The 26,483-nt window shown below is 68.7% G+C and carries 27 protein-coding genes; 7 read left to right on the forward strand and 20 right to left on the reverse strand.

The window, feature by feature from the left end; translation table 11 throughout:
- Positions 1 to 10: 10 nt before the first annotated feature.
- The 11 genes from DMB86_RS10455 to DMB86_RS10505 form a co-directional block, all read right to left on the reverse strand.
- Positions 11 to 676, reverse strand: coding sequence for a 3-oxoacid CoA-transferase subunit B (locus DMB86_RS10455; RefSeq protein ID WP_113717697.1), 666 nt, complete (start codon positions 674 to 676; stop codon positions 11 to 13).
- Positions 673 to 1,365 carry a 3-oxoacid CoA-transferase subunit A gene (locus tag DMB86_RS10460; protein WP_113717699.1) on the reverse strand — a complete coding sequence of 231 codons (693 nt, stop codon included), beginning with the start codon at positions 1,363 to 1,365 and terminating at the stop codon, positions 673 to 675. Before DMB86_RS10460 ends, DMB86_RS10455 begins: the two co-directional genes overlap by 4 nt.
- 10 nt (positions 1,366 to 1,375) lie before the next feature.
- Positions 1,376 to 2,587 (reverse strand): thiolase family protein, encoded by a 1,212-nt coding sequence (locus DMB86_RS10465; RefSeq protein ID WP_113717700.1) that lies wholly within the window; start codon positions 2,585 to 2,587, stop codon positions 1,376 to 1,378.
- Positions 2,584 to 3,087, reverse strand: a complete 504-nt coding sequence (gene pcaC, locus DMB86_RS10470) for a 4-carboxymuconolactone decarboxylase (protein ID WP_113717702.1) — start codon at positions 3,085 to 3,087, stop codon at positions 2,584 to 2,586. Before pcaC ends, DMB86_RS10465 begins: the two co-directional genes overlap by 4 nt.
- Positions 3,084 to 3,959: an alpha/beta fold hydrolase gene (locus tag DMB86_RS10475; protein ID WP_113717703.1), complete on the reverse strand. Its 876-nt coding sequence runs from the start codon at positions 3,957 to 3,959 to the stop codon at positions 3,084 to 3,086. The genes pcaC and DMB86_RS10475 overlap by 4 nt, the downstream gene beginning before the upstream one ends.
- The gene (locus DMB86_RS10480; RefSeq protein ID WP_227878306.1) at positions 3,952 to 5,388 is read right to left on the reverse strand and encodes a lyase family protein; all 1,437 of its coding nucleotides are present in this window, start codon (positions 5,386 to 5,388) and stop codon (positions 3,952 to 3,954) included. The genes DMB86_RS10475 and DMB86_RS10480 overlap by 8 nt, the downstream gene beginning before the upstream one ends.
- The gene (gene pcaG, locus DMB86_RS10485; RefSeq protein ID WP_113717705.1) at positions 5,385 to 5,984 is read right to left on the reverse strand and encodes a protocatechuate 3,4-dioxygenase subunit alpha; all 600 of its coding nucleotides are present in this window, start codon (positions 5,982 to 5,984) and stop codon (positions 5,385 to 5,387) included. Before pcaG ends, DMB86_RS10480 begins: the two co-directional genes overlap by 4 nt.
- Complete coding sequence (gene pcaH, locus DMB86_RS10490; protein ID WP_227878307.1) at positions 5,977 to 6,777, reverse strand: protocatechuate 3,4-dioxygenase subunit beta; 801 nt, start codon at positions 6,775 to 6,777, stop codon at positions 5,977 to 5,979. Before pcaH ends, pcaG begins: the two co-directional genes overlap by 8 nt.
- Before the next feature lie 60 nt (positions 6,778 to 6,837).
- Complete coding sequence (locus DMB86_RS10495) at positions 6,838 to 8,685, reverse strand: bifunctional sugar phosphate isomerase/epimerase/4-hydroxyphenylpyruvate dioxygenase family protein (RefSeq protein ID WP_113717708.1); 1,848 nt, start codon at positions 8,683 to 8,685, stop codon at positions 6,838 to 6,840.
- On the reverse strand, positions 8,685 to 9,629 hold the full coding sequence (locus DMB86_RS10500; protein WP_113717710.1) for a shikimate dehydrogenase: 945 nt from the start codon (positions 9,627 to 9,629) through the stop codon (positions 8,685 to 8,687). Before DMB86_RS10500 ends, DMB86_RS10495 begins: the two co-directional genes overlap by 1 nt.
- Positions 9,630 to 9,765: 136 nt before the next feature.
- Positions 9,766 to 10,536, reverse strand: coding sequence for an IclR family transcriptional regulator (locus DMB86_RS10505; RefSeq protein ID WP_113719482.1), 771 nt, complete (start codon positions 10,534 to 10,536; stop codon positions 9,766 to 9,768).
- A gap of 184 nt (positions 10,537 to 10,720) precedes the next feature.
- Here DMB86_RS10505 and DMB86_RS10510 point away from each other — a divergent pair, with 184 nt between their 5' ends.
- From DMB86_RS10510 to DMB86_RS10520, 3 genes are all read left to right on the forward strand, one after another.
- The gene (locus DMB86_RS10510) at positions 10,721 to 12,037 is read left to right on the forward strand and encodes an MFS transporter (protein WP_113717712.1); all 1,317 of its coding nucleotides are present in this window, start codon (positions 10,721 to 10,723) and stop codon (positions 12,035 to 12,037) included.
- A 194-nt stretch (positions 12,038 to 12,231) separates the two neighbouring features.
- Entirely contained in the window at positions 12,232 to 13,056 is an 825-nt protein-coding gene (locus DMB86_RS10515) for a class I SAM-dependent methyltransferase (protein WP_113717714.1), read from the forward strand.
- 120 nt (positions 13,057 to 13,176) lie between these two features.
- Positions 13,177 to 14,208: an aldo/keto reductase gene (locus tag DMB86_RS10520; RefSeq protein WP_113717717.1), complete on the forward strand. Its 1,032-nt coding sequence runs from the start codon at positions 13,177 to 13,179 to the stop codon at positions 14,206 to 14,208.
- A gap of 54 nt (positions 14,209 to 14,262) precedes the next feature.
- Here DMB86_RS10520 and DMB86_RS10525 read toward each other — a convergent pair whose 3' ends face one another.
- From DMB86_RS10525 to DMB86_RS10535, 3 genes are all read right to left on the reverse strand, one after another.
- Entirely contained in the window at positions 14,263 to 15,213 is a 951-nt protein-coding gene (locus tag DMB86_RS10525; RefSeq protein WP_113717719.1) for a diacylglycerol/lipid kinase family protein, read from the reverse strand.
- Between the two features lie 119 nt (positions 15,214 to 15,332).
- Positions 15,333 to 16,016 (reverse strand): MFS transporter, encoded by a 684-nt coding sequence (locus tag DMB86_RS10530; protein WP_129545515.1) that lies wholly within the window; start codon positions 16,014 to 16,016, stop codon positions 15,333 to 15,335.
- A gap of 263 nt (positions 16,017 to 16,279) precedes the next feature.
- Positions 16,280 to 16,771, reverse strand: a complete 492-nt coding sequence (locus DMB86_RS10535; RefSeq protein ID WP_113717722.1) for an FBP domain-containing protein — start codon at positions 16,769 to 16,771, stop codon at positions 16,280 to 16,282.
- 362 nt (positions 16,772 to 17,133) lie between these two features.
- Here DMB86_RS10535 and DMB86_RS10540 point away from each other — a divergent pair, with 362 nt between their 5' ends.
- The 4 genes from DMB86_RS10540 to DMB86_RS10555 all read left to right on the forward strand — a co-directional run bounded on the left by DMB86_RS10540 (position 17,134) and on the right by DMB86_RS10555 (position 19,506).
- Positions 17,134 to 17,604 carry a GatB/YqeY domain-containing protein gene (locus tag DMB86_RS10540; RefSeq protein WP_113717723.1) on the forward strand — a complete coding sequence of 157 codons (471 nt, stop codon included), beginning with the start codon at positions 17,134 to 17,136 and terminating at the stop codon, positions 17,602 to 17,604.
- A 97-nt stretch (positions 17,605 to 17,701) separates the two neighbouring features.
- Positions 17,702 to 18,256 carry a flotillin family protein gene (locus DMB86_RS10545; RefSeq protein ID WP_171814447.1) on the forward strand — a complete coding sequence of 185 codons (555 nt, stop codon included), beginning with the start codon at positions 17,702 to 17,704 and terminating at the stop codon, positions 18,254 to 18,256.
- 3 nt (positions 18,257 to 18,259) lie between these two features.
- Positions 18,260 to 19,228: a flotillin family protein gene (locus DMB86_RS10550; RefSeq protein WP_113717726.1), complete on the forward strand. Its 969-nt coding sequence runs from the start codon at positions 18,260 to 18,262 to the stop codon at positions 19,226 to 19,228.
- 38 nt (positions 19,229 to 19,266) lie between these two features.
- On the forward strand, positions 19,267 to 19,506 hold the full coding sequence (locus DMB86_RS10555; RefSeq protein ID WP_171814448.1) for a DUF2188 domain-containing protein: 240 nt from the start codon (positions 19,267 to 19,269) through the stop codon (positions 19,504 to 19,506).
- Positions 19,507 to 19,569: 63 nt separating this feature from the next.
- On the opposite strand, the gene DMB86_RS10560 is transcribed toward DMB86_RS10555, so the two are convergent.
- From DMB86_RS10560 to DMB86_RS10585, 6 genes are all read right to left on the reverse strand, one after another.
- Complete coding sequence (locus DMB86_RS10560) at positions 19,570 to 20,265, reverse strand: SRPBCC family protein (RefSeq protein ID WP_113717730.1); 696 nt, start codon at positions 20,263 to 20,265, stop codon at positions 19,570 to 19,572.
- Positions 20,266 to 20,286: 21 nt separating this feature from the next.
- On the reverse strand, positions 20,287 to 21,150 hold the full coding sequence (locus DMB86_RS10565; protein WP_113717732.1) for an FAD binding domain-containing protein: 864 nt from the start codon (positions 21,148 to 21,150) through the stop codon (positions 20,287 to 20,289).
- On the reverse strand, positions 21,147 to 23,549 hold the full coding sequence (locus tag DMB86_RS10570) for a xanthine dehydrogenase family protein molybdopterin-binding subunit (protein WP_113717734.1): 2,403 nt from the start codon (positions 23,547 to 23,549) through the stop codon (positions 21,147 to 21,149). Before DMB86_RS10570 ends, DMB86_RS10565 begins: the two co-directional genes overlap by 4 nt.
- A complete protein-coding gene (locus tag DMB86_RS10575; RefSeq protein WP_113717736.1) occupies positions 23,546 to 24,076 on the reverse strand; it encodes a (2Fe-2S)-binding protein in 531 nt (176 codons plus the stop codon). The genes DMB86_RS10570 and DMB86_RS10575 overlap by 4 nt, the downstream gene beginning before the upstream one ends.
- Before the next feature lie 127 nt (positions 24,077 to 24,203).
- Positions 24,204 to 25,370 (reverse strand): XdhC family protein, encoded by a 1,167-nt coding sequence (locus DMB86_RS10580; RefSeq protein WP_113717738.1) that lies wholly within the window; start codon positions 25,368 to 25,370, stop codon positions 24,204 to 24,206.
- Positions 25,363 to 26,460, reverse strand: coding sequence for a vWA domain-containing protein (locus tag DMB86_RS10585; protein ID WP_113717739.1), 1,098 nt, complete (start codon positions 26,458 to 26,460; stop codon positions 25,363 to 25,365). The genes DMB86_RS10580 and DMB86_RS10585 overlap by 8 nt, the downstream gene beginning before the upstream one ends.
- Positions 26,461 to 26,483 lie beyond the last annotated feature (23 nt).

Below are 26,483 nucleotides of genomic sequence, written 5' to 3' on the forward strand. Positions count from 1 at the left end.
CCGGCCCATCCTATCGGGCGGCTTCGAGGGGCACCGGGATGCGTTCCCGCAGGTCCGCCAGCGTGGTGCCGAACATGTCGCGCACGCGCACGCCGTCGGCCGTGATGAGGAAGACGGCGTCGCTGGTGTAGATGCGGGTGACGCAGCCGACGCCGGTGAGCGGGTACGTGCACTTCTGGACCAGTTTGGCGGTGCCGTCCTTGGCGAACAGGCTCATCATGACGTAGACCTCCTTGGCGCCGGTGGCCAGGTCCATGGCGCCGCCGACGGCGGGAATCGCGTCGGGCGCCCCGGTGTGCCAGTTCGCGAGGTCCCCGGTGGCGGAGACCTGGAACGCGCCGAGCACGCAGACGTCCAAGTGGCCGCCGCGCATCATGGCGAAGGAGTCGGCGTGATGGAAGTAGGAGGCGCCGGGCAGCTCCGTGACGGGGACCTTCCCGGCGTTGATGAGGTCCTCGTCAATCTCCGCGCCGTGCGCTTCCGGGCCCATGCCGAGCATGCCGTTTTCGGTGTGCAGCGTGACGGCCTGTTCCGGGCGCAGATGGTTGGAGACGAGAGTCGGCTGGCCGATGCCGAGGTTGACGTAGGAGCCGGCCTTGATGTCCGCGGCCACCAGGGCCGCCAGTTCCTCGCGGCCCAGGCGTGTGCCGGGGGAGCGCTCCGTTTGGATGTTCACTGCTTTGCCTCGCGTTCTGCCGGCGCCGGCGTGGGGATCCGGACCAGCGTGGTGACGTAGATGCCGGGGGTGACGATGACTTCCGGGTCCAGGGCGCCCGTGTCGACGATGGTGCCGACCTGAACAATGCTGGTCTTCGCTGCGGCGGCCATGATGGGGCCGAAGTTGCGGGCTGTCTTGCGGTAGACCAGGTTTCCCGCCCTGTCCGCCGTATGCGCCTTGACCAGGGCGTAGTCGGCGTGGAGGGGGGTCTCGTACACGTGTCCGCGGCCGTCGATGATCCGCGTCTCCTTGCCCTCGGCGAGCATGGTGCCATAGCCGGTGGGCGTGAAGAACCCGCCGATCCCGGCACCGGCGGCCCTGATCCGTTCGGCCAGGTTGCCCTGCGGGACCAGTTCCAGCTCGATCTCCCCGCTCCGGTACGCGGCGTCAAAGTGCCAGGAGTCGGACTGGCGCGGGAAGGAGCAGATGATCTTTTTGACCCGGCGTTCCTTGATGAGCAGCGCCAGGCCCGCGTCACCCTGCCCGGCGTTGTTGTTGACCACGGTCAGGCCGGTGGCTCCGCCGTCGAGCAGGGCGTCGATAAGTTCCATGGGTTGGCCGGCGTTGCCGAAGCCGCCAATGAGCACGGTGGAATCGTCGCGGATGCCCGCGACGGCCTCGGCTGCGGATGGTGCAATGGTGGGCATGGTCTTCCCCTTAGTTCGTGGAGGTGGTGGTGTTTTCGAGCACGATGGCCAGGCCCTGGCCGACGCCGATGCAGATCGCGGCCACGCCCCACCGCTGCCCGGTGGCCTGCAGGCTGCGGGCCAGGGTGCCCAGCAGCCGGGTGCCGGAGGCGCCCAGCGGGTGGCCCATGGCGATGGCGCCGCCATGCTGGTTGACGATCCCGGGGTCGATGTCCCACGCGTCAATGCAGGCCAGCGACTGGGCCGCAAACGCTTCGTTAAGTTCGACGGCGCCCACCTGGTCCCACCTGATCCCCGCCTTGGCCAGGGCGCGGTTGGCGGCCTCGACGGGCCCGTAGCCGAAGAACTGCGGGTCCACCCCGGCCGCCCCGCGCCCGGCGATCCGGGCCAGCGGTTCCATGCCCAGGATGCCGGCGGCTGCCTCGGAGCCCAGCCATGCGGCGGAGGCGCCGTCGGAGAGCGGTGAGGCGTTCGCGGCCGTGACGGTCCCGCCGTCGGACCCCTCTGCCTCCAGGCGGAACACGGTCTTCAGCCCGGCCAGCCTTTCCGCCGTCGACCCGGGGCGGATGCCTTCGTCGCGGAGCAGCCCCGTGCCGGGGACCACGGTGGTGAGATGGTCGTAAAAACCGGCGTTCCAGGCGGCGTCGGCCAGGTTGTGGGAGGTCGCGGCGAACTCGTCCTGGCGGTCGCGGGTGATGCCGTACTTCTCGCGCAGCTGCTCCGTGGCCTCGCCCAGGGACACGGTCCATTCCCCGGGCATGGCGGCATTGACCAGCCGCCAGCCCAGCGTGGTGGAGGCCAGGGCCAGGTCCCCGGCGGGGTAGGGCCGTTCGGTCTTGGGCAGCACCCAGGGGGCGCGGCTCATCGACTCCGCCCCGCCCACCAGCACCAGGTCCGCGTCGCCGGTGTTGATCTGGCGGGAGGCGATGATGGCCGCGTCGATGGAGGAGCCGCAGAGCCGGTTGACGGTGGTGCCGGGGATGGAGGTGGGCAGCCCGGCCAGGAGGGTGGCCATGCGCGCCAAGTTCCGGTTTTCCTCGCCGGCGCCGTTGGCGTTGCCAAAAACCACCTCATCGATCCGGTCCGGCTCCAGCTGGGGCGCACGGGCCACGGACTCGCGAACCACATGGGCGGCCAGGTCGTCCGGCCGGACCCCGGCCAGGCCGGACCCGAACTTGCCGAAAGGGGTGCGGACGGCGTCATACAGATATGCCTGGTTCATGCGGTTTCGTCTTTCCGGGTGGCGGGTTGGGAGGGTGCGTCCGGTTCGGCGTCGAGCCGGGCGAAGACTTCCTGGGCTGTCTTGAAGGCCGTGTTGGCGGACGGTACGCCACAGTAGATGGCGGTTTGGAGCAGGATTTCCTTGATCTCCCCGCGCTCGAGCCCGTTACGCAGGGCGGCCCGGATGTGCATTGCCAGTTCGTCCCAGTGGCCGTGGGCCACCATGGCGGTGATGGTGACGGCGGAGCGCATCTGCCGGCTCAGGCCAGGCCTGGTCCAGATGCCGCCCCAGGCTATCCGGGTGATCATGTCCTGGAAATCGGCGGTGAAATCGTCCATGGCGGCGGTGGCCCGGTCAACGTGGGCGTCGCCGAGGACTTCGCGGCGGACGGCCAGGCCGGCCCGGTACACGTCCTCCGTGGTGGCCTCGCGCTGGACGGCCCCCTGGGCGTCTTGGTTGTCCGGGCCGTCTTGGCGGTCCGGGGCGGGCGTTGCCGTCATGGCTGGGTCCTTTCGATGAGACTGCGGAGCAGTTCCGCAACCTTGGCCGGCGCCTCGGCGGGCGCCAGGTGGGCCACGTGCGGGAGCGTTACGGAAAATGCGCCATTATCTGCAGGAGCGTCCGCCTTGACGTTGCCATTATCTGCAGGAGCGTTGATGGCGGCGACCATGTCCTGCATCAGTTCCGGCGTCGCGACGGTGTCCTCCGCGCCGGCCACAGCCAGCAGCGGGACGGTGATCCGGCCCAGTTCGCTTCGGACGTCAAAGGCGGCCAGGGCGCCGCAGCAGTGGGCGTAGCTGACGCGGTCGGCGTCGCGCAGGGCGTGCAGGAGCCTGCTGGAGAGGGCCGGATCCCGGGCCATGGACCCTTCGGCAAACCAGCGCTGGGCCGAGCCCTGGATCATGACGGGCGTGCCCAGCGTGCGGACGGTTTCCGCCCTTTCGGCCCAGGACTCGGGTGTGCCAAGCTTTGGCCCGGAACACTGCACCGACAGGCTCAGGAGTCGGGCGCCGTGGTCAAGTCCGAGCTGCAGCCCGACGGCGCCGCCCAGGGACACGCCGGCGTAATGGAAGCGGGCCCCGGGCGCGATGGAGTCCACGAGCGCAACGACGGCGCCGGCCAGTCCTGCGACCGTGAAGGGTGCCTCCGCTGCTGGCGAGATCCCGTGGCCGGGCAGGTCCCAGGCCACCACGTCGACGGCGTCCCCCAGCAGGGCGCCGACCTTTTCCCACAGCACGGAGGACGTCCCGAGGGAACAGCCCACCACCAGCAGCGGCCGGTTCCCAAGCGGGCGCCGGGGCGACAACAGCACCGCCTTGACTGCCGGCACGCGGGTTCCCGCAGCTGTGCCGTTCCCTGCACTCTCACTCATCGCTTGTCCCTTCGGCAGCCCAGCGCGGGTAGGCGGCAAATATTCGTTCAATGATGGCCCGGCTTTCGCCCAGATAGCCCGACGGGTCCAGCAGCCGGGCCAGGGCCGCGTCCGAAAGCGTCTCCTGCGGCACGGCGGAGCGCAGCAGCCGGGCAAATTCGGCGCCCTGCCCTCCCCGGGGTGCCTGCAGGGCCGCGTCCACGACCTCCTGGAACCTGGCCTTGCCGCCGCCAGCCGTGCCGCCGCCAGCCGTGCCGCCATCCATCAGGGGCACGACTACGGCACCCGCCGCCTCGCTCAACAGGAGCGGCCCGCTGAGGGCCAGGTTTGCGCCCATGGCCTCCGGAAAGACGTGCAGGCCCTCGGCCAGTTCCCGGAGCGCCGCGGCCGCCCCGCCCGCCAGCTCCAGCAACGTGCGCAGTGCCTCCCATTCGCTGTGCCAGGCACCGTCCGGTCGTTCGTCCACGGACAGGGCCGCGGCCAGGTGCAGCTGGGCTGCCTGCTGCGGCGCGGCCAGGGCCGCGCTGCGCGCCAGGATGGAGAGGACGGGGTTTTGTTTCTGGGGCATGGCCGAGGAAACGCCGCGCCCGTCGGCCCGTGGTTCAGCCAGCTCGCCAAATTCCGGGCGGCTCAGGAGCAGGACGTCGTTGGCGACCTTGCCCGCGGCGTCGCACAGCGAGGCCAGGGCGTCGCCCAGTGCGGTTACCGAGGTCCTGTTGGTGTGCCATGGCGCCGGTGCGGTGGCCAGTCCGAGTTTGGCGGCCAGGGAGTCGGCCAGGGTGAAGGCGTCGGTGCCCCCTTTTGCGGCGAGGGCGGAGCCGGCGGCAAGGGTGCCCGCCGCGCCGCCGAACTGCACAGGAAAGTCTGCGGCGTCCAGGCGCGTCGCTGCCGCGGCCAGTCCGTGGAACCATTGTGCCGCCTTCAACCCGAAGGTCGACGGCAGGGAATGCTGGGTCAAGGTCCGCGCGGGCTGTAGCGTGCCGGCGTGGCGGCGGGCCAGCCGGGCGAGGGCCGCGGTGGCTCCCGCCACGTCCTCCCGGAGCGCGGCGACGTGGTGGGCGGAAAGGCGCATGAGGGCGGTGTCCAGGACATCCTGGCTGGTCAGCGACGCATGCACGGCGCCCGATGCCTGGGGGTTGTCTCCGGAGACCAGCTCCCGCAGCCTGGCCACGATGGGGATGACGGGATTGCCGCCGCCCTGTGCCGCGGCGGCCAGATCGGCGGCGTTGAAACCGCCAGCCTTCGCCGCTTTCCGGACAGCCGCCGCGGCGCCGGCCGGCGCCAGTCCCGCGTCTTCCAGGACCTCGGCCCAGGCGGTTTCGACGGCCAGCACCGCCTCCACGACGGCGTCGTCGCCGGCCGCGGAGTGCCGGCGCGGATCCGCGGTGACGGGCGAGAGCAGGCCAAAGTTACCCGGCACGGCGCTCACGCCCCCTCGGTGCGGGCGTCCCCGCCGCCGTCGAACCCGCCGCCGTCGAACTCCAGGAAGACGGTCTCGCCCTCGCCCTGGAGCCTGACGTCCCAGTGCAGGCCGCCGCCGTCCTCGCGCGTCGCGATCAACGTGCCGCGGCGGTCCGCGGGCAGGGATGACAGGAGCGGGTCCGCCGCCAGCGCAGCGGCGTCCTCGGGCAGGTAGGCGCGGGTGAAGAGCCGGTTCGTCAGCCCCCTGGCAAAGACCACCACGGCGATGAAGGGTGCCTTCCCCGGGCGGCTGGCACCGGGGTTGACCGTGGTGAAGGTGTACTTGCCCGTGCGGTCCGTGGAGGCCCGGCCCCACCCGGTGAAGGTGTAGCCGTCACGCACCAGGGAACCGGTTTCGGCGGCGACGCTTCCGTCGGCGGCCGGCTGCCAGATTTCCAAGATGGCGTCCGGGATGGGCTCCCCGGCGCCGTCGGTGACGGTGCCGTGCAGGCGGAGGCTGCCGGCGCTGCCGGGGACCGCCAGCTCGTTGTCCTTGTCAAACGGCAGGGCGTATCCGAAGAACGGGCCGACCGTCTGGCCGGGAGTGGGGGTGAGCTTACTCATGGTGTTCGCCGTCCTCGCCAAGTGCTTCGTTTTCGGTCCAGGTGCGCTTTGACCCGGTCAGGACAATGTCCCAGTTGTAGCCAAGCGACCATTCCGGGGAGGTCAGCTCGTGGTTGTATGTGGCCACGAGCCGGTCCCGGGCGTCCTGGTCCACGATGGACTGGTAAATCGGGTCCAACGGGAACAGCTGGTCGCCCGGAAAGTACATCTGGGTGATGATCCGCTGGGTGAATTCGCTCCCGAACAGGGAGAAGTGGATGTGCGCGGGGCGCCAGGCGTTCAGGTGGTTCTTCCACGGGTAGGCGCCGGGCTTGATGGTGGTGAACGCATAGGAGCCGTCGGGACCGGTGATGCAGCGGCCGACCCCGGTGAAGTTCGGGTCGATGGGGGCCGGGTGCTGGTCCCGCTTGTGGATGTAGCGGCCGGACGCGTTGGCCTGCCAGATCTCCACCAGCTGCCCGGCCACGGGACGTCCGTCACCGTCCAGGACCTTCCCGGCAACCTTGATCCGCTCACCCTGCGGCTCGCCGTTGTGGACGATGGTCAGGTCCGCTTCCAGGGGGCTGACGTCCTGGTGTCCGAAGGCGGGCGAGAAGAGCTCGATGGTCTCCGGGTCCGCATGGTGCAGGCTTTTGGTGGGGTGGCGCAGGATGCTGCTCCGGTACGGGGCGTAATCCAGGCTCGGCTGCGTCGCGACGGCGCCGCCGGCCGCCACGGAGTGGCGGTAGTTGGAGGCGATGGCCGCGATTTCCGCGCTCAGCTCCTGTTGGGTTTCCTGCCGGGGGGTGGGCACGGGGCCCTCCTTTCCTTCGGTTGCTTGGATCGGTTGGTTTGCTGCCGGGGCGGCTGCTGCCTAGGTTCCCGCCTGGCGCAGGTCGTACTGCACCGCATGCCTGACCGGGGCGTTGGGTGCCCCGTAGCCGTTGTAGCCTCCGCGCCGCTCCACCATTTCAAAAAAGACGCTGCCCACGGTGGCCGTATAGAAGTGCAGGAACGCGCCGTCGGCGTCACGGTCGTACAAAAGGTCCAGCTCCCTCAGGGTGTCAAGGAAGCCCGGCTCCAGGTCGAAGCGGGCGGCCAGGTCCTCGTAGTAGTTGGCCGGGATGCGCAGGAAACGCAGTCCGCGCTTCTTGGCGGCGCGGGCGGTTGCCACCAGGTCCTCCACCGCGAAGGCGACGTGCTCCTGGTAGGCCCTGTTGGCGCCGTCACCCTGCTGGATGAGCGGGGCAAGGTTCAGCACCAGGCGCACGGCCCGGTCGGCGGTGTCCATGACCTGGGACCGGACCAGGCCGGTGGGGCTCGGGACTTCCGCGAAGGGTTGCGCGGTCAGGGCCAGGGCGCTGCTGTAGAACAGCACGGCCTCGTCAAAGTGCTGCCATGGCTGGGCCAGGTTCACGTGGTCGATGACGGCGCTTCCCCCGCCGCTGCGTCCTGCCGGTTCCGGGCCGAACTCGCCGGTCCACGCGGCCGTGCCGTCGGGAGTGCCCTGGCAGAGGAAGATCTCCGTGGAATCGGGGGCGGCGATGCCCTGGAACACTTCCTCGTCGGCCTGGGTCTTGCGCGGCACCACGGGCGCCTTGAGCTGTTGGGCGCGCGAGGAGGCCAGCAGCGGGTTTTCCACGTCAAATCCGACGGCGGAGATGGCCGGCTCCGAGTCGGTTGGGGCGGATTCGTTGATGACCAGACGGGCCTGCCCCATGGTCCACAGCTGGACGTCCTTGGTGCGGTGGCGGCCCCGCGAGGTGAATCCCAGCTGGGCCAGGAGCGCCTCCAGCGCGGCCGTGTCCGCGGCCCTGACTTCGGCAAAGTTGAAGCCGGTGGGCTCGGGGACGCGCGGCAGCGTGTCCAGGCGCAGCGGAAGCCTGCGTGTTTCGCCTTGGCCGGCCAGCCAGGCAGCGCCCTGCTCCTGCAGCCACACCAGCGACCGCATGGCGTCCACGGCGGTCCGCTCAACGTCCGCCTGCCGGAACACGTCGTTGAAGATCTCCAGTGAGACGGGGCCGTCATAGCCTGTGCGGGCCAGGTGCCCCATGAACTTGGCCAGCTCGAACTGCCCCTCGCCGGGGAACACGCGGTAGTGGCGGCTCCACGACAGCACATCCAGGGACAGTTGGGGCGCGTCGGCGACCTGGACGAAGAAGATCTTCGACGCGTCCATCTTTTCGATGGGGGCCGTGTCCCAGTCGCGGGAGAGTATGTGGAAGGAGTCCAGGCACGTGCCCAGGCTTGGGTGGTCCACGGCCTGGACCAGCCGGTGGGCGTGTTCAAAGTCGTTGACGTACCGTCCCCAGGCCAGGGCCTCGTAGGCCACCTTGACGCCGTGGCGGCCGGCGAGCTCGGCGAGCTGGGAGAGCTGGGCTGCCAGGACGTCGTCGTCCCCGCGGGTTGCCGTGGCCACGTTGGAGCACACCAGGATGGTGTCGATGCCGAGCCGGCCCATCAAGTCAAACTTGGCGGCCGCCCGGCGCAGGTTGGCGGCCAGCAGCCCGTCGTCGACGCCGTCGAAGTCGCGGAAGGGCTGGTAAAGGTCAAGGGTCAGGCCAAGGCCGGCGGCCCGGGAACGGACCTCCTCCGGACTCATGGCGGAGGTGACCAGGTCCTGTTCAAAGATTTCAATCCCGTCAAAGCCGGCCTTGGCGCAGGCGGCCATTTTTTCCTGCAGGGTTCCCGACAGGCACACGGTGGCGATTCCTGTGCGCATCAGCCGGCCGCCCGGCTCAGACGGCTGTCGCTTTCCTGTGCGCTGCCTTGGTGGGAAATGCCCTCCAGGGCGCTGCCCTCCTTGGCAATGAGGTCCAGGAAGTGGGCGCGCATGCGGACGGCATTCGCTTCCCTGCCGGTAAAAAGGCGGAATGCGTCCGCGGCCTGGCCCACGGCCATGCGGCCCCCGTCGAGGACCTGGCAGCCCCGGCTGCGCGCAAACTGCACCAGCGCGGTCTCGATGGGGCGGTAGACGATGTCCGCCACCCAGTGCCGGGGCGTCAGCAGTTCCAGGTCGAAGGATGCGCCCGGGTGTTCCTTCATGCCCATGGGCGTGCAGTTCACCAGGCCGTCGGCCTGTGGCACGAGCCTGGCCAGTTCGGCGGTGCCCCGGCCCGTGACGGTGCGGTCCGGGAACAACCGGCGGAGCTCGGCAGCGCGGTCGGCGGCGCGGCCGGCGTCGACGTCCACCAGGTCCAGCGTCTGCGCTCCGGCGCCCAGCACCGCGTAGGCGACGGCGGACCCGGCCCCGCCGGCACCCAGCTGCACCACCCGGTGGACCGCCGCGTGCGGCAGCCCGGCGGCAAAAGCGGAGCCGAAGCCGGAAAAGTCGGTGTTGTGGCCCATGAAGCGGCCGTCCTGGATGAGTACCGTGTTCACGGCGCCCAGGCGGCGTGCGTCCTCGGAGACCGCATCCAGGAACGGCACGACGAGCTGTTTGCAGGGGTGGGTGACATTAAGGCCGTTGAAGCCCAGGCGGGCCGCGGCCTCGAGCAGGTCGCCGACGGCTGCCGGCGACAGCCCGACCTCCAGCAGGTCGATGGGGCGGTAGAGCAGGCGCAGCCCCTGTCGGTCCGCCTCGCCTTCGTGCAGGGCGGGCGTCAGCGACGGCAGGACACCTTCGCCGATCAAGCCCAGCAGAAACGATTCGGCTCGACTACTCATGTGTGACACTCCTTTGGCATTGACGCCGCCGGGCGCCGGAAGGTTTCCCCTCCGGACGGCCCCAACGGTGACGTGAATTACTCTACAGCAGTTGTTCGTAGATTGCACAGAAGTTCGTATGACGAACTTCGAGTGGTTACCGGTGCGGCAGCTTGGCGGCCAGCTCCGCGGCAGCGGACTGCAGCAGCGGCAGATGCGCCAGCAGCTCCTCCACCGTCAGCTGGAATATCGGCGCGGCGATGGCCAGGGACGCAAAGGCGGTGCCTTGGGCGTTCATGACCGGTACGGAGACCGCCCGCATGCCCACCTCGTTTTCCTCATCCATGACGGCGTAGCCGAGCTCCCGCACGCGGGCGATCTCCCCGCGGAACGCGTCCCGGTCCGTGATGGACGAGGCCGTCAGGGCCGTCAATTCCAGCTCCTCGACGAGCCGGTGGCGGTCCTCGGGCGGGGCAAACGCCACCAGCACCTTGCCGACGGACGTGGTGTGCAGCAGGCCAAGGTGGCCCGGATCGCTGGTCACCCGGAAGGTCCGGGGTCCGTCCACCTTGCTGACGGTCAGGTGGCGGTCGCCGTCGCGCACCGAGAGGATGGTGGCCTCGCCGGTGACATCGGTGACGCGCTGGAGAATGGGCATGGCGGTTCCCGCGAACCCATGGTGGTTCGAAACCTGCTGGCCCAGCTGAAACACGCGCAGGCCCAGGCGGTACAGGCGCCCCGCCGGATCGTAGTCGACGAATCCGTCACGGGTCAGGGACCCGAGCAGCCGATAGGTGGTGCTGAAGGGCAGCCGGGCGAGCTTGGAGAGTTCGGAGGCGCTTGCCCCGCGGGGCTCGTCGCCCAGCAGCACCAGCAGCCCCAGGGCCTTGCCAATCATGTCGGTCTTCGTGTCAGCGATCACAGTCATGGTCATATATTGCCACAATGTGGGAGCTGTGACTAGATGCTGGAAGCAACCCTTGACAAGTGTCCCCGATCACAGTCATGATTTCTACATGGCACAAACCGTTGCCACGATGTGGGAACGAAGCCGACAGAATTCACGTTTGATTCACCAGCGTTTGAGACACTGATGTCACCTAAGGAAACCGATGAGACAAACCATGCCCCTGACCACTACCGGCGCCGCCGCTGAAGCGGGTACGCCCAGAAAGGCCGCGCTGGCCAGCTTTTTGGGCAGCGCTGTCGAGTACTACGACTTCTTCATTTTCGGATCCGCCGCGGCGCTGATCTTTCCCCATGTCTTCTTTCCCAGCGCCGATGCCAATGCCAGCATCATGTCGTTTGCAACGTTCGGTTTCGCCTATGTTGCCCGGCCGTTCGGGGCAGTCATACTCGGGCATTTTGGCGACAGGATGGGCCGGCAAAAGGTCCTGCTGTTTACGCTGGTCCTGATGGGTGGATCCACGTTCATCATCGGCTGCCTCCCCGATTTTGCGACCGTGGGGTGGCTGGCACCGATCCTGCTCGTGCTGGCCCGCCTGTGCCAGGGACTCTCGGCAGCCGGAGAGCAGGCAGGCGCTTCGTCACTGACGCTGGAGCACGCGCAAGACCACCAGCGCTCCTTCTTCACCTCGTGGACGCTGACCGGCACCCAGGGCGGGCAGATCCTTGCCGCCCTGATCTTCATCCCCGTGGTGGCGTTGCCGGACGACATCAAGTACGGCATCGGCTGGCGCATCCCGTTCTGGATCAGCGCCATCGTGGTGGTCATTGCCTTCTTCATCCGCCGCTCGCTGGCCGAGCCGCCCGCCTTCGCGGAAGCGAAGAAGAACCACCAGATTGCCAAGCTGCCCATTGCCGAACTCCTCAAGCACCACTGGCGCGACGTGCTGCGTGTCATTTGCTGTGCCTTCATCGCCGCCGTCAGCACCGTCTTTGGCGCCCTGGCCATCAAGTACGCCCAGGACGTGGCTCACGTGAACAACACCATTACGTTGTGGCTGGTGGTTGCCGCCAATGCCGTGGCCCTTGGCACCCAGCCCCTGTTCGGCAAGCTCGCCGACAGGATCGGGCGCAAGCCGGTCTTCATCTACGGCGCCCTGGCAAGCGCGGTCATGACCCCGCTGTTCCTGCTCTCCCTGGACTCGGGGAACGTGCCGCTGATGTTCCTCGTCTCCATCCTGTTCTTTGCCTTCGGCTATGGCGCCGCCAATGCCGTCTGGCCGTCGTTCTACGGTGAAATGTTCAGCACCAGGGTCCGGTTCTCCGGCCTGGCCATCGGCACCCAGATCGGCTTCCTGATGGCCGGATTTGCCCCGGCCATCGTAACCGCCATGGGCGGCATCAAGCCGGGCGGATGGGTCCAAATCAGCCTGTTTACCGGCGTCATCTGTCTCATCGCCGCGGTCTCCGCGGCCACGGCCAAGGAGACCTTCAAGGTTCCCACGGCTGAACTCGGCAGATAACCCGCCCTCCCCGGAAGGGACGACGGCGGCACCCTCGCTGCGCCTGCAGCGAGCGTGCCGCCGCGTCCATGCGGCCGTCGTGACGGGGCCGGAAGCCCTGGGTGGAATCGCACCGGCGCGCGGCGCTATGTCGTGAGTCGGGCCGCATAGGTCGCGCCGTTGCCACGCGGGCAAGCGCCCACTATTCTGGGCGCATGCCGAGTCCGCCGCGGAAGCAACCCAGGCCGCCGTCAGCGGCCCTGCATGAGGCACGGGCGGTCGCCGAATCGTTCGGCACCGACGCGCAGCGTTATGACCGGGCCCGGCCCAGCTACCCCGAAGAACTTGTTGCGCGGATTCTGGGCGGAAGCCCCGGCCTCACGGTGCTCGACGTCGGTTGCGGCACGGGCATTGCGGCGCGCCAGTTCCAGGCAGCCGGCTGCACCGTGCTCGGCGTCGAGCCCGACGCGCGGATGGCCGGCTTTGCCCGGGCCGCGGGGCTGCCGGTCGAGACGGCGACGTTCGAAGCCTGGGAACCGGCAGGGCGGACATTCGACGTCGTCATCGCGGCGCAGTCCTGGCACTGGGTGGATCCGGTGGCCGGTGCGCTGAAGGCCGCCGAGGTGCTGCGCCCGTCCGGCCGCCTGGCGATCTTCGGGCACGCATTTGAGCCGCCCGCCGAGGTGGCCGAACCGTTTGCCGCCGCCTTCAGGCGGGCCGCCCCCGATTCGCCCTTGAGCAGCCAGCCTGCCCGCCGCCCCTTGGGGACGTATCAGGCGCTGTACGCCAAGGTGGTCGATTCGATCCTGGCGACCGGCCGGTTCCGGGAACCGGGGCAATGGCAGTTCGAGTGGGAGCGACCCTACACCCGGGCCCAATGGCTGGACCTGCTGCCCACCACAGGCGGCCTCACCCGGTTGCCGGCCGCGCAGCTGGCCGACATCCTGGAGGCCGCCGGCAGCGCCGTCGATTCGCTCGGCGGGCACTTCACGATGCACTACACCACCTTCGCGGCCACGGCGTTGCGCGCGGGAACCTAGGACCGGCAGGGCCACGCACAGGGAACGTCCGGCAGCCTAAGGTGGATTAAGTGCCGCGGCACCGGCAGCCTTGCCGCGATCCGCATCTCCGGCACCTCCATCGACCACTTGAGGAGCATCATGCAATACCGCACTTTGGGCAACAGCGGCGCCGTGGTTTCCAACTACGCGCTGGGCACCATGACGTTCGGGGCCGAGGCCGCCGAGGACGCCTCCCACGCCATTCTGGACAGCTACGTGGCCGCCGGCGGCAACCTCATTGACACGGCGGATGTCTACAGCGCCGGGACGTCCGAGAAAATCATTGGCCGGTGGCTCGCGAAGCGCCCCGAGGCACGCGACTCGGTGGTCATCGCCACGAAGGGGCGTTTCCCCATGGGAGATTCCCCCAACGACGTCGGCACCTCCCGCCGGCATTTGACCCGCGCGCTGGACGATTCCCTCCGGCGTCTGGGCGTGGAGCAGATCGACCTCTACCAAATGCACGCCTGGGACCCCATCACGCCGCTGGAAGAGACGCTGCGCTTCCTGCATGACTCAGTGAGCCGCGGCAAGATCGCCTATTACGGCTTTTCCAACTTCACGGGCTGGCAGCTGACCAAGGCCGTCCACCTCGCGAGGGCCCACGGCTGGAACACTCCTGTCACCCTGCAGCCGCAGTACAGCCTGCTGGTCCGCGACATTGAGTCCGAGATTGTTCCGGCGTCGCTGGACGCCGGGATCGGCCTGCTGCCGTGGTCGCCGCTGGGCGGCGGGTGGCTGTCCGGCAAGTACAAGCGTGACGTGCCGCCGGCGGGGGCAACGCGGCTGGGTGAGAACCCCCAGCGCGGCATGGAGGCCTGGCAGGAACGCAACGACAACCCCCACACCTGGGACGTGATCGGTGCGGTGGACGAGATCGCCAAGGCCCACGATGCCAGCCCGGCCCAGGTGGCGCTGGCGTGGCTGGCCGGGCGGCCCGCCGTCACGTCCGTGATCTTGGGCGCCCGCACCACCGACCAGTTGGCGGACAACCTGGCCGCGGCGCAGCTGGAGCTCTCCGATGAGGAAACGCGGAGGCTCGCGGAGGTGAGCCGGCCCGCTGTCGGCGTGTACCCCTACGGACCCATGGCCCTGGAGCAGCGCAGCCGCAAGATTGCGGGGGGCCGGTAGCCGCCCGAAGTCGCCACCAGGCAGGCCACAAGCACCCATGCACAAGGCTGGAGGTCAGCCCAGGACCCCGGCTTCCGCCCGTGAAGCCGAGGTCCTGATGGTCAGGGCCCCCGGTACCACCGTGACGAGCAGGTGCTTGCCGGAGCCGAAGTGGTCGCCGTCGAGCTGAAACTCCTGCGGGTCGTCCAGGATGATTTCTGCGGACTTGCCGGCCAGGTACTCCACGGAACGGTTCTTGTCCTGGTTCCGGCCAAACAGGCCCGCCACCACGTTGAACCAGCCGAAGCGCCCGCGTGGTGAGAGGGCCACGAGGTCCAGCACGCCGTCGTCGACCCTGGCTTGGGGGAAAATTTCCACCCCACCCATCAGCTGCCCGCAGTTTCCCACGAGGACGCTGCGGATCCGGCGCCTGACTTCGGGCCCGCCGTCGATCCTGATCCGGGCCCGCACCGGCCTGCCCGGCAGGTGCCTGATGCCCGCCTCCACATAGGCCAGCCATCCCACGCGGTCCTTGAGGCCGTCGACGGTGTTGGCCATGATGGCCGCGTCATAGCCAAGGCCGGCCATGACGAGGAAGAGCTGGCCGTCCTCCGCGTGGTCAAGGTGCGCCTTGACCGCGTCGACGGCGATGTCCGCGCCGGCAAGGACGTCGCGGGCTGCGCCGATGGGGTCGGCCACGCCGATGCCCAGGTTGCGGGCCAGCAGGTTCCCCGTCCCCAGCGGGATCAGGCCCATGGCTGTCCCGGTTCCCGCGAGCACCTCCGCCACACAGCGGACGGTGCCGTCGCCGCCGGCGGCAATGACGACGTCGGCCCCGGATTCCAGGGCCTGCCGCGCCTGCCACGCGCCGGGGTCGTCCTCGGTGGTTTCCAGCCAAAGCGGCTCGGCCCAGCCTTCCTCGCGGCAGAGGGCCTGAAATTCCGCCCGAAAACCGTTGCCGGGGGACTTGACGGGGTTGATGACGACGGCGGCGAGCCTGGCCGGCCCGTGGCTATTCGCTGTCATGGCGTCCTTTGCGGAAGAGGGGGAGTTGTACCTGACCCTGAGCCTAGCCGCTTTCAGCGGGCAGCGTGGTGCGGCAAGCCCGTTCGGGACCGGGACGGTTGGGGTCCGCCGCAGGGGATTCAGGCGGACAGGTGGTGGCCGTCGGTGCCGTGGTGGAGAAACTTGTCGGGCCCGCCGCGGGGACGGGGCCGCGAATCGAGCCAGGCCTCCAGTCCGTCGTGATCGCGCCTGTCCAATTCATCGAGATAGGCCTGCCGCAGGGCGACGATGTACGCCTGGAGTGCCAGGGTGGGTGCGACTTCGAGCCACCGATAGCTCCCGCGCCAGGCCTGGCAAATGTCCGCGTCGTCAAGCGCCTGGACAGAAGGCGCGAAGGTGGCTGCCTGGACCGGGATGTCCGGCACGCCTGCAGACTCGGCCGCACCGGGCGCCGGGCGCCCGTCTGCGTCCGGGCTGGGCGGTGTGTGCCGAAGCAAGCGCTCGATGGCCCATGGCGACGTGACCGCCGCCACCAGAATAAGGGCCCAAACCCATCCGTTGAGGACCACCGTGAATCCGGCCACGGCCAAGACCGCAACCCCGGCGGACAGGGCATTCATGCCGGCCTTTCGCATCGTGCGGGCCTTGGGCGCCGGTACATCGGCCGCTGTACGGCGGGCATACGTCAGGACACACCCCACCACGGCACCAGTGCACCACAGCGCCACCGCTGACGCCAACGGATAGATGAGCACCGCCAGGCAGGCACCCACCACGGCGACGGACCGGCACAGCAACAACCAGGCACATCGATACTGGTTCATGTGGCCGCACCGCCCCGCGCATGTTTCGGGGCCTGTCCGGCAGGCGCCGGTTCTCGGGCCGTGCCGGGGGAGGATAAGGCGGCTGCGTCGCTGCTAATCATCATGATGCGTCCCTTGGATAATTCTGCCTAAGGCAGTCCGCATGGTGCCTGGGGCATCAATTCAAGATTACGCGCCTGCCAATCATGCGGAAAGGGAACCGATGAGACTCACAGAAATCCACCGGCATGCGGCCGGTGGAGGCCGGGCCGCATGCCGCACCGCTACTTTTCGTCGTTGATTCGTTGCACAAAGTTCTCGAAGTTGCCGCGCAGCTCCACAATCCGCCGCTTCCGCCCCGACTCCAAGTCAAACCCGGGGTAAGGGAGTGGCGGCAGGCGGCGGGCATTGGCGGAGCATTCGAACCCTGCGCAAACCAGCGTGCTGACAGTGTTGCCGTTGCGGCCTGCCTTGCCGGCACGCTTGGCATTGAAATACACCACGTCGTTGGGCAGCAGCACGTCCTCACACCACGAGCACTGGGGCCGCGAACGCGTCCTGCCGTTCACCTCCCGGAGCATGACGCCCACCAGCCGGCCGGCCGAAACGCCGACGACGTAGCCGACGGCGGGCAGCTTGGCGTCGCGCCAGCCCAGAAAGTCCAGGCTGCTCCAGTCAAGGGCGCCAAAGTCGTCCGGCAGGGTCAGCTCGGTCCGCTCGCGGCGGGAGGCGTTGATAAAGGATTCCCGAAGGTCGGGTTCGGTCATGGGAAGCATGGGATTGCCTAGTCTGTTTTGCCCAGACGCCCAGAAGGGGCACGCAAGCGGCCGCGGCTGGACACGGGGCGTTGATCGGATGGACCGGGCCGGGATCGTCAGCGTCCCCCAGGCCCGGGGCGCGGACCGTGCACGCCGCATCGCGGCGCGGCTGGACCACCGGAAGGGAAACGGCGCTATCTGGCGTCGGCGAACACAACGCCGACAACCTCCGAACGCCCCGCGGGCACCGTGTAACAGACAGGCAGACTCACGTCGAAAAGCATACACCCGCTCCGGTCTGTTGGGGCCCGGGAGTCGCGGCCGGGGGATAATGGCACCAGCCGGTGGCCGTGCCACCTCACGCCCATCAAAGGAGCACCATGTCCACTCTCAAGCAGCAGTTGAAGGCCGACGTCGTCGCGCACATGAAGGACGGCAACAAGGTCGCGCTGGCGACAGTCCGCAACGTTCTGGGAGAGATTGAAACCCGGGAGAAGTCCGGCAAGGCCCCTGTGGAGCTCGACGACCTTCAGGTGACCTTCCTCCTGCAAAAGGAAGCCGCCAAGCGCCGCGAGACGGCCGCCATTTACACGGAAGCCGGCGAAGCCGCGCGCGCGGAGGCCGAGATTGCCGAGGCCGAGGTCATCGAAACATACCTGCCCCGGCCGCTGTCGGATGCTGAGGCCGAGGGAATTGTCCAGGACGTCATCGCTGAGCTCGAAGCGGCCGGTGAGCCGCTGACGTTGCGCCAGATGGGCCAGGCCATGAAGTCGATCACGCCCAGGATTGCCGGCCGCTTTGACGGCAAGGCGGTCTCCGACATGGTCCGCCGGCGCCTGGCGGGTCAGTGATCGACCAGGCGGATCACCTGCGCGCCTCGATGGCGGACTGGTTGCCGCTTCAAAATCCATCGAGTGGATTATTGCGGGAACTTCCGTAGGATCAAACGTGGGCTGCACAGGACGGCCGCCCGCGCGGCCTTCGCACCGCGCAGCCGAGGCGACCCACGACGAACGCCTGAAGGACCCCATGATCCTCACTCTCATCCCCTTGTTCATTGGGCAGGCCGCACTGGTTGGGCTGCTGCTCGCCGCCGCCGTCATCTCCCGGATGGCCCTGCACATCGCCAGCCCCGGCCAGGCCCTGGTCATCTCCTCCAGGGACAACAAAAGCCAGCCGGACCCCAACACCCAGCGCGTGGTGTTTGGCCGGATCTTCATCAACCCGTTCACCCAGCGCGCCTATCTGTCGCTGGCCTCACGCCAGGTGTCGCTGACGATCGAGGGCATTTCGCAGAACGGCAGCAAGCTCCACCTCACGGGCGTGGCGCAGGTCAAGGTCGGCGGCGGCGCCGATTCGGTCCGCAAGGCGGCCCAGCGCTTCCTGAACCAGCAGGACGCCATCGACCACTACACGCAGGAAACGCTGTCCGGTTCGCTGCACTCCATCGTGGGCACGCTGACGGTGGAGTCCATCATCAAGGACCACGCCAGCTTTGCCTAGAGCGTGAAGGAGGAGGACGAGCACTCCATGCACAACCAGGGCCTGGTCATCGACACGTTCCAGATCCAGTCCGTGGACGACTTCTCCGGGTACCTGGACAACTTGGGCCGCCCCGAGGCGGCCCTTGCCGAAAAACGGGCCAAAATGGCCGAGGCCCAGTCGCTGCAGGAGGCTGAACAGGCCACGGCGATCGCCGAAGAGCAGGTGGCGCTGGCCCAGCAGCAGCTGATCATCAAGCGGGCGGAACTGAAGGAGGTGGCCGACGTCCGCCAGGCCCGGGCGGACGCGGCCGGCCCGTTGGCCGCCGCCCAGCAAAACGAGCAGGTCATCATCCACGACCAGCAGGTGGCCCTGCGCCGTGCCGAACTGCGCGAAAAGGAGCTCGACACGGAGGTCCGCATGCCGGTCGACGCCGAGAAGTACCGGCTCATCCAGCTGGCCGACGCGAAACTGGAGGAACGCCGTCGCGCTTCGGAGGCGGCCGAGATCGAGGCAACGGTGGAACTGGCCAAGCGCAAGCTCACCGCCGAGGGCGACCGCGTCGCAGCCGAAGCGGATGCCGCGTCGAACATGGCCCGCGGTAATGCCGACGCCGCCGTCATCGAGGCCAAGGGCCAGGCCGAGGGCGCCGTCATCAAGTTCCTGGGCCAGCCCGAGGCCGAGTCCACGGAAGCCAGGGGGCTGGCCGGTGCCGCGGGAATAGCCGCGCAGGCCGAGGCCTACGAGAAGGTCAACGAGGCTGGCCGCCATCCTCAGCAAGGTCCTGGAGGTACTGCACGGCCGGGGACCTCGACGCGGTCTGGAAGCTGGCGGCCCAGGCCCGTGGCAACGGGCCATCCACCCGCTGCCACAGGCAGCTGGGCAGGCAAACGGCCCTTGTCATTCCCGGCACACAAACGGCACTTGTCATTCCCGGCACACAGGAGTGAACTGGAGGGAGGGCGATGGCTGCGTTTGTGTGGGAGCGGTTGAGCCCTGTGCAAGTTTGCAGAACAACCCAGGAGGTACCCATGCCCACTGCAACGCTTGAGAAGAAGGCCGTCCGGCGATCTGTCTACCACGTGCGTCCGTGCGACGGCGCGGACGGGATGAAGTGGGAACTCCACAAGTTCCGCACCACCCAGCACGAGCAGTTCCACAGCCAAAAGGAAGCCGTCGCGGCGGCGCACGCCGAGTGCGGCGACAGGCCGTCGCACATAGTGATGCACGCCCTGGACGGGCACGCCTACCGGGAGTACGACATCAACTGACCGGTAGCGGCGGCAACAAGGGAAGGGGCACCGCCGGACGTGCGCGGTGCCCTTTCCTTGCGCCTACGGGCGTCGGCCCTTGCGCCTGCCAAGGCAGACGCCCAGGGCGATTGCGCCGAGCACTGCCAGGGCCGCCGGGGCGAAGCGTTTGGCGAGGACCGGCCACATGGCCGGGCCCAAGTCCAGCTCCGTTGCCGTTGATTGGGACGGCGCCTGCGCTGGTGCCGGTGGTTGAGCTTGTCGAATTCCGGTCTCCTGGGTCTCGCTCCCCATCCGCGCTTCCTCCGGAGGCACGTCCACCGGCGGCTCCTCAACCGGCTGGCCCACCTTGTCGATGACGCACTGCACGAACTGCTCCAGCAGTTTGTCCGAGATGTCCTGGATGACGCCGCGGCCAAACTGCGCCGGCTTGCCGGTGACGTTCATGTCCGTGCTGACATCCACCGTCGTGCCGCCCCCGTCGGCCGCCAGGACGGCGGTGACGGTGGCCCCCGCCGTGCCGTTGCCGCGCTTGTCCTTCCCCTGCGCCTCGATGACCACCGTGTGCGTGGCCTCGTCGCGGGTGGTGAACTCGCCCTTGCCGGAGTAGACCATGGCAATGGGCCCCAGCTTGACCTTGACCGTCCCGGTGAACGTGTCTCCCTCCACGGAGGTGAGGACCGCGCCGGGAAAGCAGGGGGCAATCTCCTCCAACTGGTTGAAGGCGTGCCACGTATCCGCCAGCGGGCTGGGAACGCTGAAATGGTGCTTGAGTTCCATGGTTTCCCGTCCGTCCCGGCCCTAAAGCCCCATGGCGGCCAGCACCGCGCGCTTGGTGAGCACCTGGGCGAGGTGCGCCCTGTAGGAGGCGTCGCCGTTCAGGTCGCTCGCCGGGTCGGTGCCTTCCGCCGCGTGGGAAGCTGCCGCGGCGACGGCGTCGGCGGTCGCCGGGGCGCCGGCGAGCGCGGACTCCACCGCTGTGGCGCGCAAGGGGGTGCTGGCCATGTTGGTCAGCCCGATCCGGGCCTCGGCGATGGTGCCGCCCTCCATCCGGACCAGCGCGGCAACGGCCACGATGGACCACTGCTGGGCCACGCGCGTGAACTTTTCATAGTGGGCTCCCCAGCCGGTGTACTTGGGCACTCGAATCGCCGTGAGGATCTCGCCTTCCTCCACCGCGGTGGTGAAGTAGCCCTGGAAGAAATCCGCCGCGTCCACGCTGCGTTTCCCGTTCGGGCCGGCAATCACGAAGGTGGCACCAGTGGCCAGCACGGGCGCCGGCATGTCGCCTGCCGGGTCCGCATGCACCAGGGCACCGCCAAGGGTGCCGCGATGGCGCACCTGGGGATCGGCCACCGTCGCGGCGGCGCGGGCCAGCAGCGGCACATGCTGCGCGACGAGGGGATCGGTGGCGATGACGTGGTGGGGCGTCATGGCGCCGATGAGGAGCGAATCGCCGTCGTCCGTGACGCCGGAGAGGCCCGCAATCCGGCCCAGGTCGACCACCATGGACGGGTCGGCCATGCGCAGCTTCATGACGGGCAGCAGGCTCTGGCCCCCGGCCAGCACCTTGACGTCGTCCCCCGCGGCGTCGGCCGCCGCGAGCAGGCCCAGCGCCTCCTCCACGGTGGCCGGTGCGGCGTAGTCAAAAGCGCTCGGGATCATCGCACACCTCCGGTGGTCTTGGCTTCTTCCAATGCATGCCATACGCGCGACGGCGTGCACGGCATCTTGATGTCCTTCACGCCCAGGTGCCGCACGGCGTCCAGGATGCCGTTGACGATGGCCGGGGTGGAGGCGATGGTGCCCGCCTCGCCGACGCCCTTGGCGCCCAGCTGGTTACTGGTGGCCGGGGTTTCGGTGCGGGCCGTGATGTAGTGCGGCAGGTCCGCGGCGCCGGGGACCAGGTAGTCCACAAAGGATCCCGTGACGAGCGTGCCGGCATCGTCGTACACCGCCTCCTCGTAGAGGGCCTGCGCAATGCCCTGGGCCAGGCCGCCATGGACCTGTCCCTCGACAAGGAGAGGATTGACCACCACGCCGACGTCGTCCACGCACACATACTTCAGGATGCCCACATGCCCCGTCTCGGTGTCCACCTCAATGGCGGCCAGATGGGTGCCGTGCGGGTAGGAGAAGTTGGCGGGGTCGAAGGTCGCGTCCGAGTCCAGGTTGGGCTCGAAGCCGTCCGGCAGGTTGTGCGCTGAAAACGTGGCAAAGGCGACATCCCCGAACGCCGTGGACTGCTCAGTGCCCTTGACCGTGAAGGATCCATTCACGAATTCGATGTCCTCCTCGCTGGCCTCCATCAGGTGCGCCGCCACGGCCTTGGCCTTTTCAATGACCTTGTCCGCCGCGGCCAGGACGGCCATGCCGCCGACCACCAGCGAGCGCGAACCGTAAGTGTCCAGGCCGCGTTGGGAAATCTGCGTGTCCCCATGGAGCACCTCGACGTTTTCAAACGGCACGCCCAGTTTGTCCGCGACCAGCTGGCTCCACGCCGTTTCGTGGCCTTGGCCATGGGGGGAAGTTCCGGTGACGACTTCGATGTTGCCGGTCGGCAGCACCCGCACCTGGGCGTGCTCCCAGCCTCCAGCCGCGTAGTTGAGCGCCCCCAACACCCGGGAGGGGGCCAGGCCGCACATCTCCGTGAACGTGGATACCCCGATGCCCAGCTGGACGGGGTCGTTGGCGTCCCGGCGGCGCTTCTGTTCGGCCCGCAGTCCCTCGTAGTCGAAGTGGTCCACGGCCTTCGACGTGGCGGCTTCGTAGTTGCCGGTATCGTATTCCAGCCCGGCCACCGTGGTGAAGGGGAATTCCTCGTGCCGGATCCAGTTCGTTTCCCGCACGGCCAGCGGGTCCATGCCCAGTTCCGTGGCGAGTTCATCCATCATCCGCTCAACGGCGAAGGTGGCCTCCGGCCGTCCGGCGCCGCGGTAGGCGCCGGTCCAGGCCTTGTTGGTGAAGATGTTGTTGCATTCAAGGCGGTAGGCCGGGAACTTGTAGATGCCGTTGTACATGAAGGCCCCGAGGATGGGGATCCCGGAGCCGATCAGGCCCAGGTAGGCGCCCATGTCGGCCAGCAGGTTGACGGACAGGCCGGTGACGGTGCCGTCCTTCCTTGCGGCGAGCTTGAGCCGCTGCACCTGTGCCCGGCCGTGGTGGCCGGCCTGCAGGGATTCGCTGCGCGTTTCAGTGTACTTGCACGGCTTGCCGGTACGCCGGGCCGCCATGACGGTGATGAACTCCTCCGGCACCACCTGCAGCTTCCCGCCGAATCCGCCGCCCACGTCGGGGGCGATGACGCGAACCTTGCTCTCGGGGATGCCCAGCGTCAGGGCAACCATGAGGCGCGCAATGTGCGGCACCTGCGTGGACGACCACATGGTGACCTGCTCGCCGGTCGGGTCCACGACGATGGAACGGGGCTCCATGAAGGCAGGGATGAGGCGCTGCTGGTAGAAGGTGCGCTCAATGAGGACCTCGGCGTTGTCGATGGCCTCCTGCACGGAACTTCCCGTCCCCGCCTCCGCCGAGTCGAACACCCACGTGGCCGACAGGTTGGACTCCAGCGAGGTATGGGCCAGGACCTTGTCCGTGAAGGCCTCTTCCAGGTCCATGACCACCGGCAGCTCGTCATAGCTGACGTCCACGAGTTCGACGGCGTCCCGCGCGGCTGCCGCGGTGCGTGCCACGATCACGGCGACCACTTCGCCCGCAAAGGCGACCTCGTCGACGGCGATGGACGGGTGGTCCGGTCCCTTTTGCTCAGGTGTGATGGGCCAGACGTTGGGCACGCTGCCCTGCTCGCCGGCCACGTCCGCGCCCGTAAGCACGGCCACGACGCCGGGGGAGGACTTGGCCGCGGCCGTGTCGACGGCGGTGATCTTCGCGTGCGCGAACGGGCTGCGCACCATGGCCAGGTGCAGCATGCCCGGGAGCACCATGTTGTCGGTGAAGCGTGAGCGTCCCGTGACCAGGTGGCGGTCCTCCTTGCGCAATCTGGCTTTGCCAACTTCGGGGCGGCTTGCTCCGGTGCCGCCGACTTCAGTGGTGGCAGTCATGACACACCTGCCGTTTCGGTCTCGCCCACGGTCGTGGACACGCCGGAATCACCGTACACGGTGCCGTCAGCCACGCTCCTCACGGCGGCCACAATGTTTTGGTAGCCGGTGCAGCGGCAGAGGTTGCCTTCCAGCCCGTCCCGGATCTCCTGCTCGCTCGGGTGCGGGTTTTCCGTCAGGAGCGAGGCCGACTGCATGATCATGCCGGGAGTGCAGAAGCCGCACTGCAGGGCATGGCACTGGTGGAAGGCTTCCTGGAGCGGGGCGAGCCTTCCGTCCGTGGCCATGCCCTCGATGGTGGTGACCTGGTGCCCGTCGGCCTGCACGGCCAGCATGGTGCACGATTTCACGCTGACCCCGTCCAGGTGGACGGTGCAGGCGCCGCAGTTGGTGGTGTCGCAGCCAACCAGCGTGCCCGTCTTGCCCAGCCGCTCACGCAGGTACTGGACCAGCAAGAGCCGCGGCTCGACGTCGTCGGTGTAACTCACATCGTCAACTTCGACGGTGATCGTCTTGGAACTCGCCATTGAGATCTCCTTTGTGTCACTGCGTCCAGCTGAATGTGTCACTGCGTCCAGCTGAAACCGTGGAGCGGCGCACGACTGCCGCTCCAGCCCTGATGTGAGCCACGTTACCCCACCGTAGGGTTTTTAGTTAGGGTGCGCCGGATTCCGCTGCCGGCTCCTCGCGGGCGGCGTCGGTGAGCGGCTCGTGGTGAATGCGCACGTCCATTTCGCTGAGCCGTCCGCCCTTGCCGCCCCACTGCAGGGAGATGATTTCCGCGGCGATGGACACGGCTGTTTCCTCGGGAGTGCGGGAACCCAGGTCCAGGCCGATGGGGCTGGAGAGCCGTGCCAGTTCCTCCTTTGCCAGACCCGCCTCCCGGAGCCTGTCGAGCCGGTCGTCGTGGGTGCGGCGCGAGCCCATGGCGCCCACGTAGGCGACGTCGTGGCGCAGGGCCACCTCCAGCAGCGGAACGTCGAACTTGGGGTCGTGCGTCAGGACGCAGATCACCGTGCGCGGATCGATCTGGCCCGCGTCGATCTGGGCCTGCAGGTAGCGGTGCGGCCACTCCACCACCACCTCGTCGGCCACGGGGAAGCGGGCCTTGGTGGCGAACACCGCGCGGGCGTCGCATACCGTGACGCGGTACCCCAGGAAGCTGCCCTGCCGCGCCACCGCCGCGGCAAAGTCGATGGCCCCGAAGACCAGCATGCGCGGCTGGGGCGCGAAGCTGACCACGAACACCCGCATGCCGTCCCCGCGCCGCTCGCCGTCCGGGCCGTACATCAGGGTTGAGTTCCGCCCGGCAGCCAGCAGCCCCTGGGCGTCGTCGCTGACGGCGTGGTCGGCCCGGTCCGAGCCCAGCGAGCCGGAGAATCCGTCGGCGTGCACCACCAGGTGCCGTCCCAGCCAGGCCGGGTCGGGATGTTCAATGACGGTGACCACGGCCACCGGGACACCGGCGTCGACGTCGTCGGCCACGCCCTGCAGCTCGGGGAAGCTCTCCTGCGAGACCGCCTCCACAAAGACGTCCAGGATGCCCCCGCAGGTCAGGCCCACCTCAAAGGCGTCGTTGTCGGAGATGCCATAGCGCTGGAGCACTGGCGTGCCGTCCTCCACCACGCGCGTGGCGAGGTCGTACAGCGCGCCTTCCACACAGCCGCCCGAGACGGAGCCCACCGCCCGGCCGTCGGCGTCGACCATCATGGACGCGCCGGCCGGCCGCGGTGCCGAGCGGAAGGTGCGCACCACCGTGCCCAGCCCCACCGTTTGTCCCGCCGCCAGTGCGGCACCCAGGTCCTTCAACACCTCACGCATTGGCAACCACGCCCAACAACTCCTCGAAACTCTTCAGTGAATGGCCGTCCACAAAGTGGTCAACGTGCGGCAGGACGGCCATGATGCCCTGCTGCACGGGCTGGTACCCCTGCTTCCCGCGGTGCGGGTTGGCCCAGATGATCCGCCGTGCCACGTGGTGCAGGCGTTCCACCTGCCGGCCCAGGAGCGCGGGGTCTCCCCGCTCCCAGCCGTCGCTGGCAATGACGACGACGGCGCCGCGTGCCACCGCCCGCTGCCCCCACCGGTCGTTGAACGCCCGGAGCACCTCGCCCAGGCGCGTCCCGCCGGACCAGTCCGGCACGGTCCGCCCGGCCACGCCCAGCGCGTCGTCGGCGTCCGGCAGGCGCAGGGCGCCGGTCACCCGGGTCAGCCGCGTGCCGAGCGTGAACACTTCCACGCCGTGCGGCGCCTCGGCAACCACGCGGTGTGCCAGCCGGAGCAGGCTGTCGGCGTAGGGGCCCATGGACCCCGAGACGTCAATGAGCCAGACGATCCGGCGCAGCCGCCGCGGAGCGCGCGCCCGGCGCAGCGGACCCGGCTCCCCGCCGCGCCTCAGCTGCTCGCGCAGGGTGCGGACCCGGTCGATGTCCCCGTGCGGGTTCAGCTGCCGGCGCCGGCTGGGACGGGTGGGCAGCCGGACCGGCAGTTCGGCGAACAGCCGGCGCAGCAGTTCTTTTCCTGCCGCGTCCAGGGTGGCCACATCGCGGTGCCGCAGCAGCTCGCGCCGGCTGGCGACGGCCCGCACAGTCTCCTTCGCCCCGTCGGAGGGACCGGCGTCGTCCGCTAGGGAGGCCTCGCTGACGGTGGTGGCGGCGGTGTCCCTGGTGGCCGCCGTCGAAGGTTCGGGGGCAAACCACGCCTCAAAGGTGCGCTGGTAGGCCCCAAGTTCGTCCGGGGCGGCGCACAGCGTGGCCCGGCCGGCCCAGAACACGTCCGGTCGCCGGCCGACGTCGAGCCGGCCCACCGCGTCGACGAAACTGCGGGCCCGGTCGGCCGTGACCTTGACGCCGGCCGCGCGCACTGCGGAGGCGAAGGCGAGCAGGATCTCCTCCGCGCTGTGTTCGACCACACCAGTGTTCCATCCATGGACCG

It is taken from the genome of Arthrobacter dokdonellae (assembly GCF_003268655.1).
GTDB classification, from domain to species: Bacteria; Actinomycetota; Actinomycetes; order Actinomycetales; family Micrococcaceae; genus Specibacter; species Specibacter dokdonellae.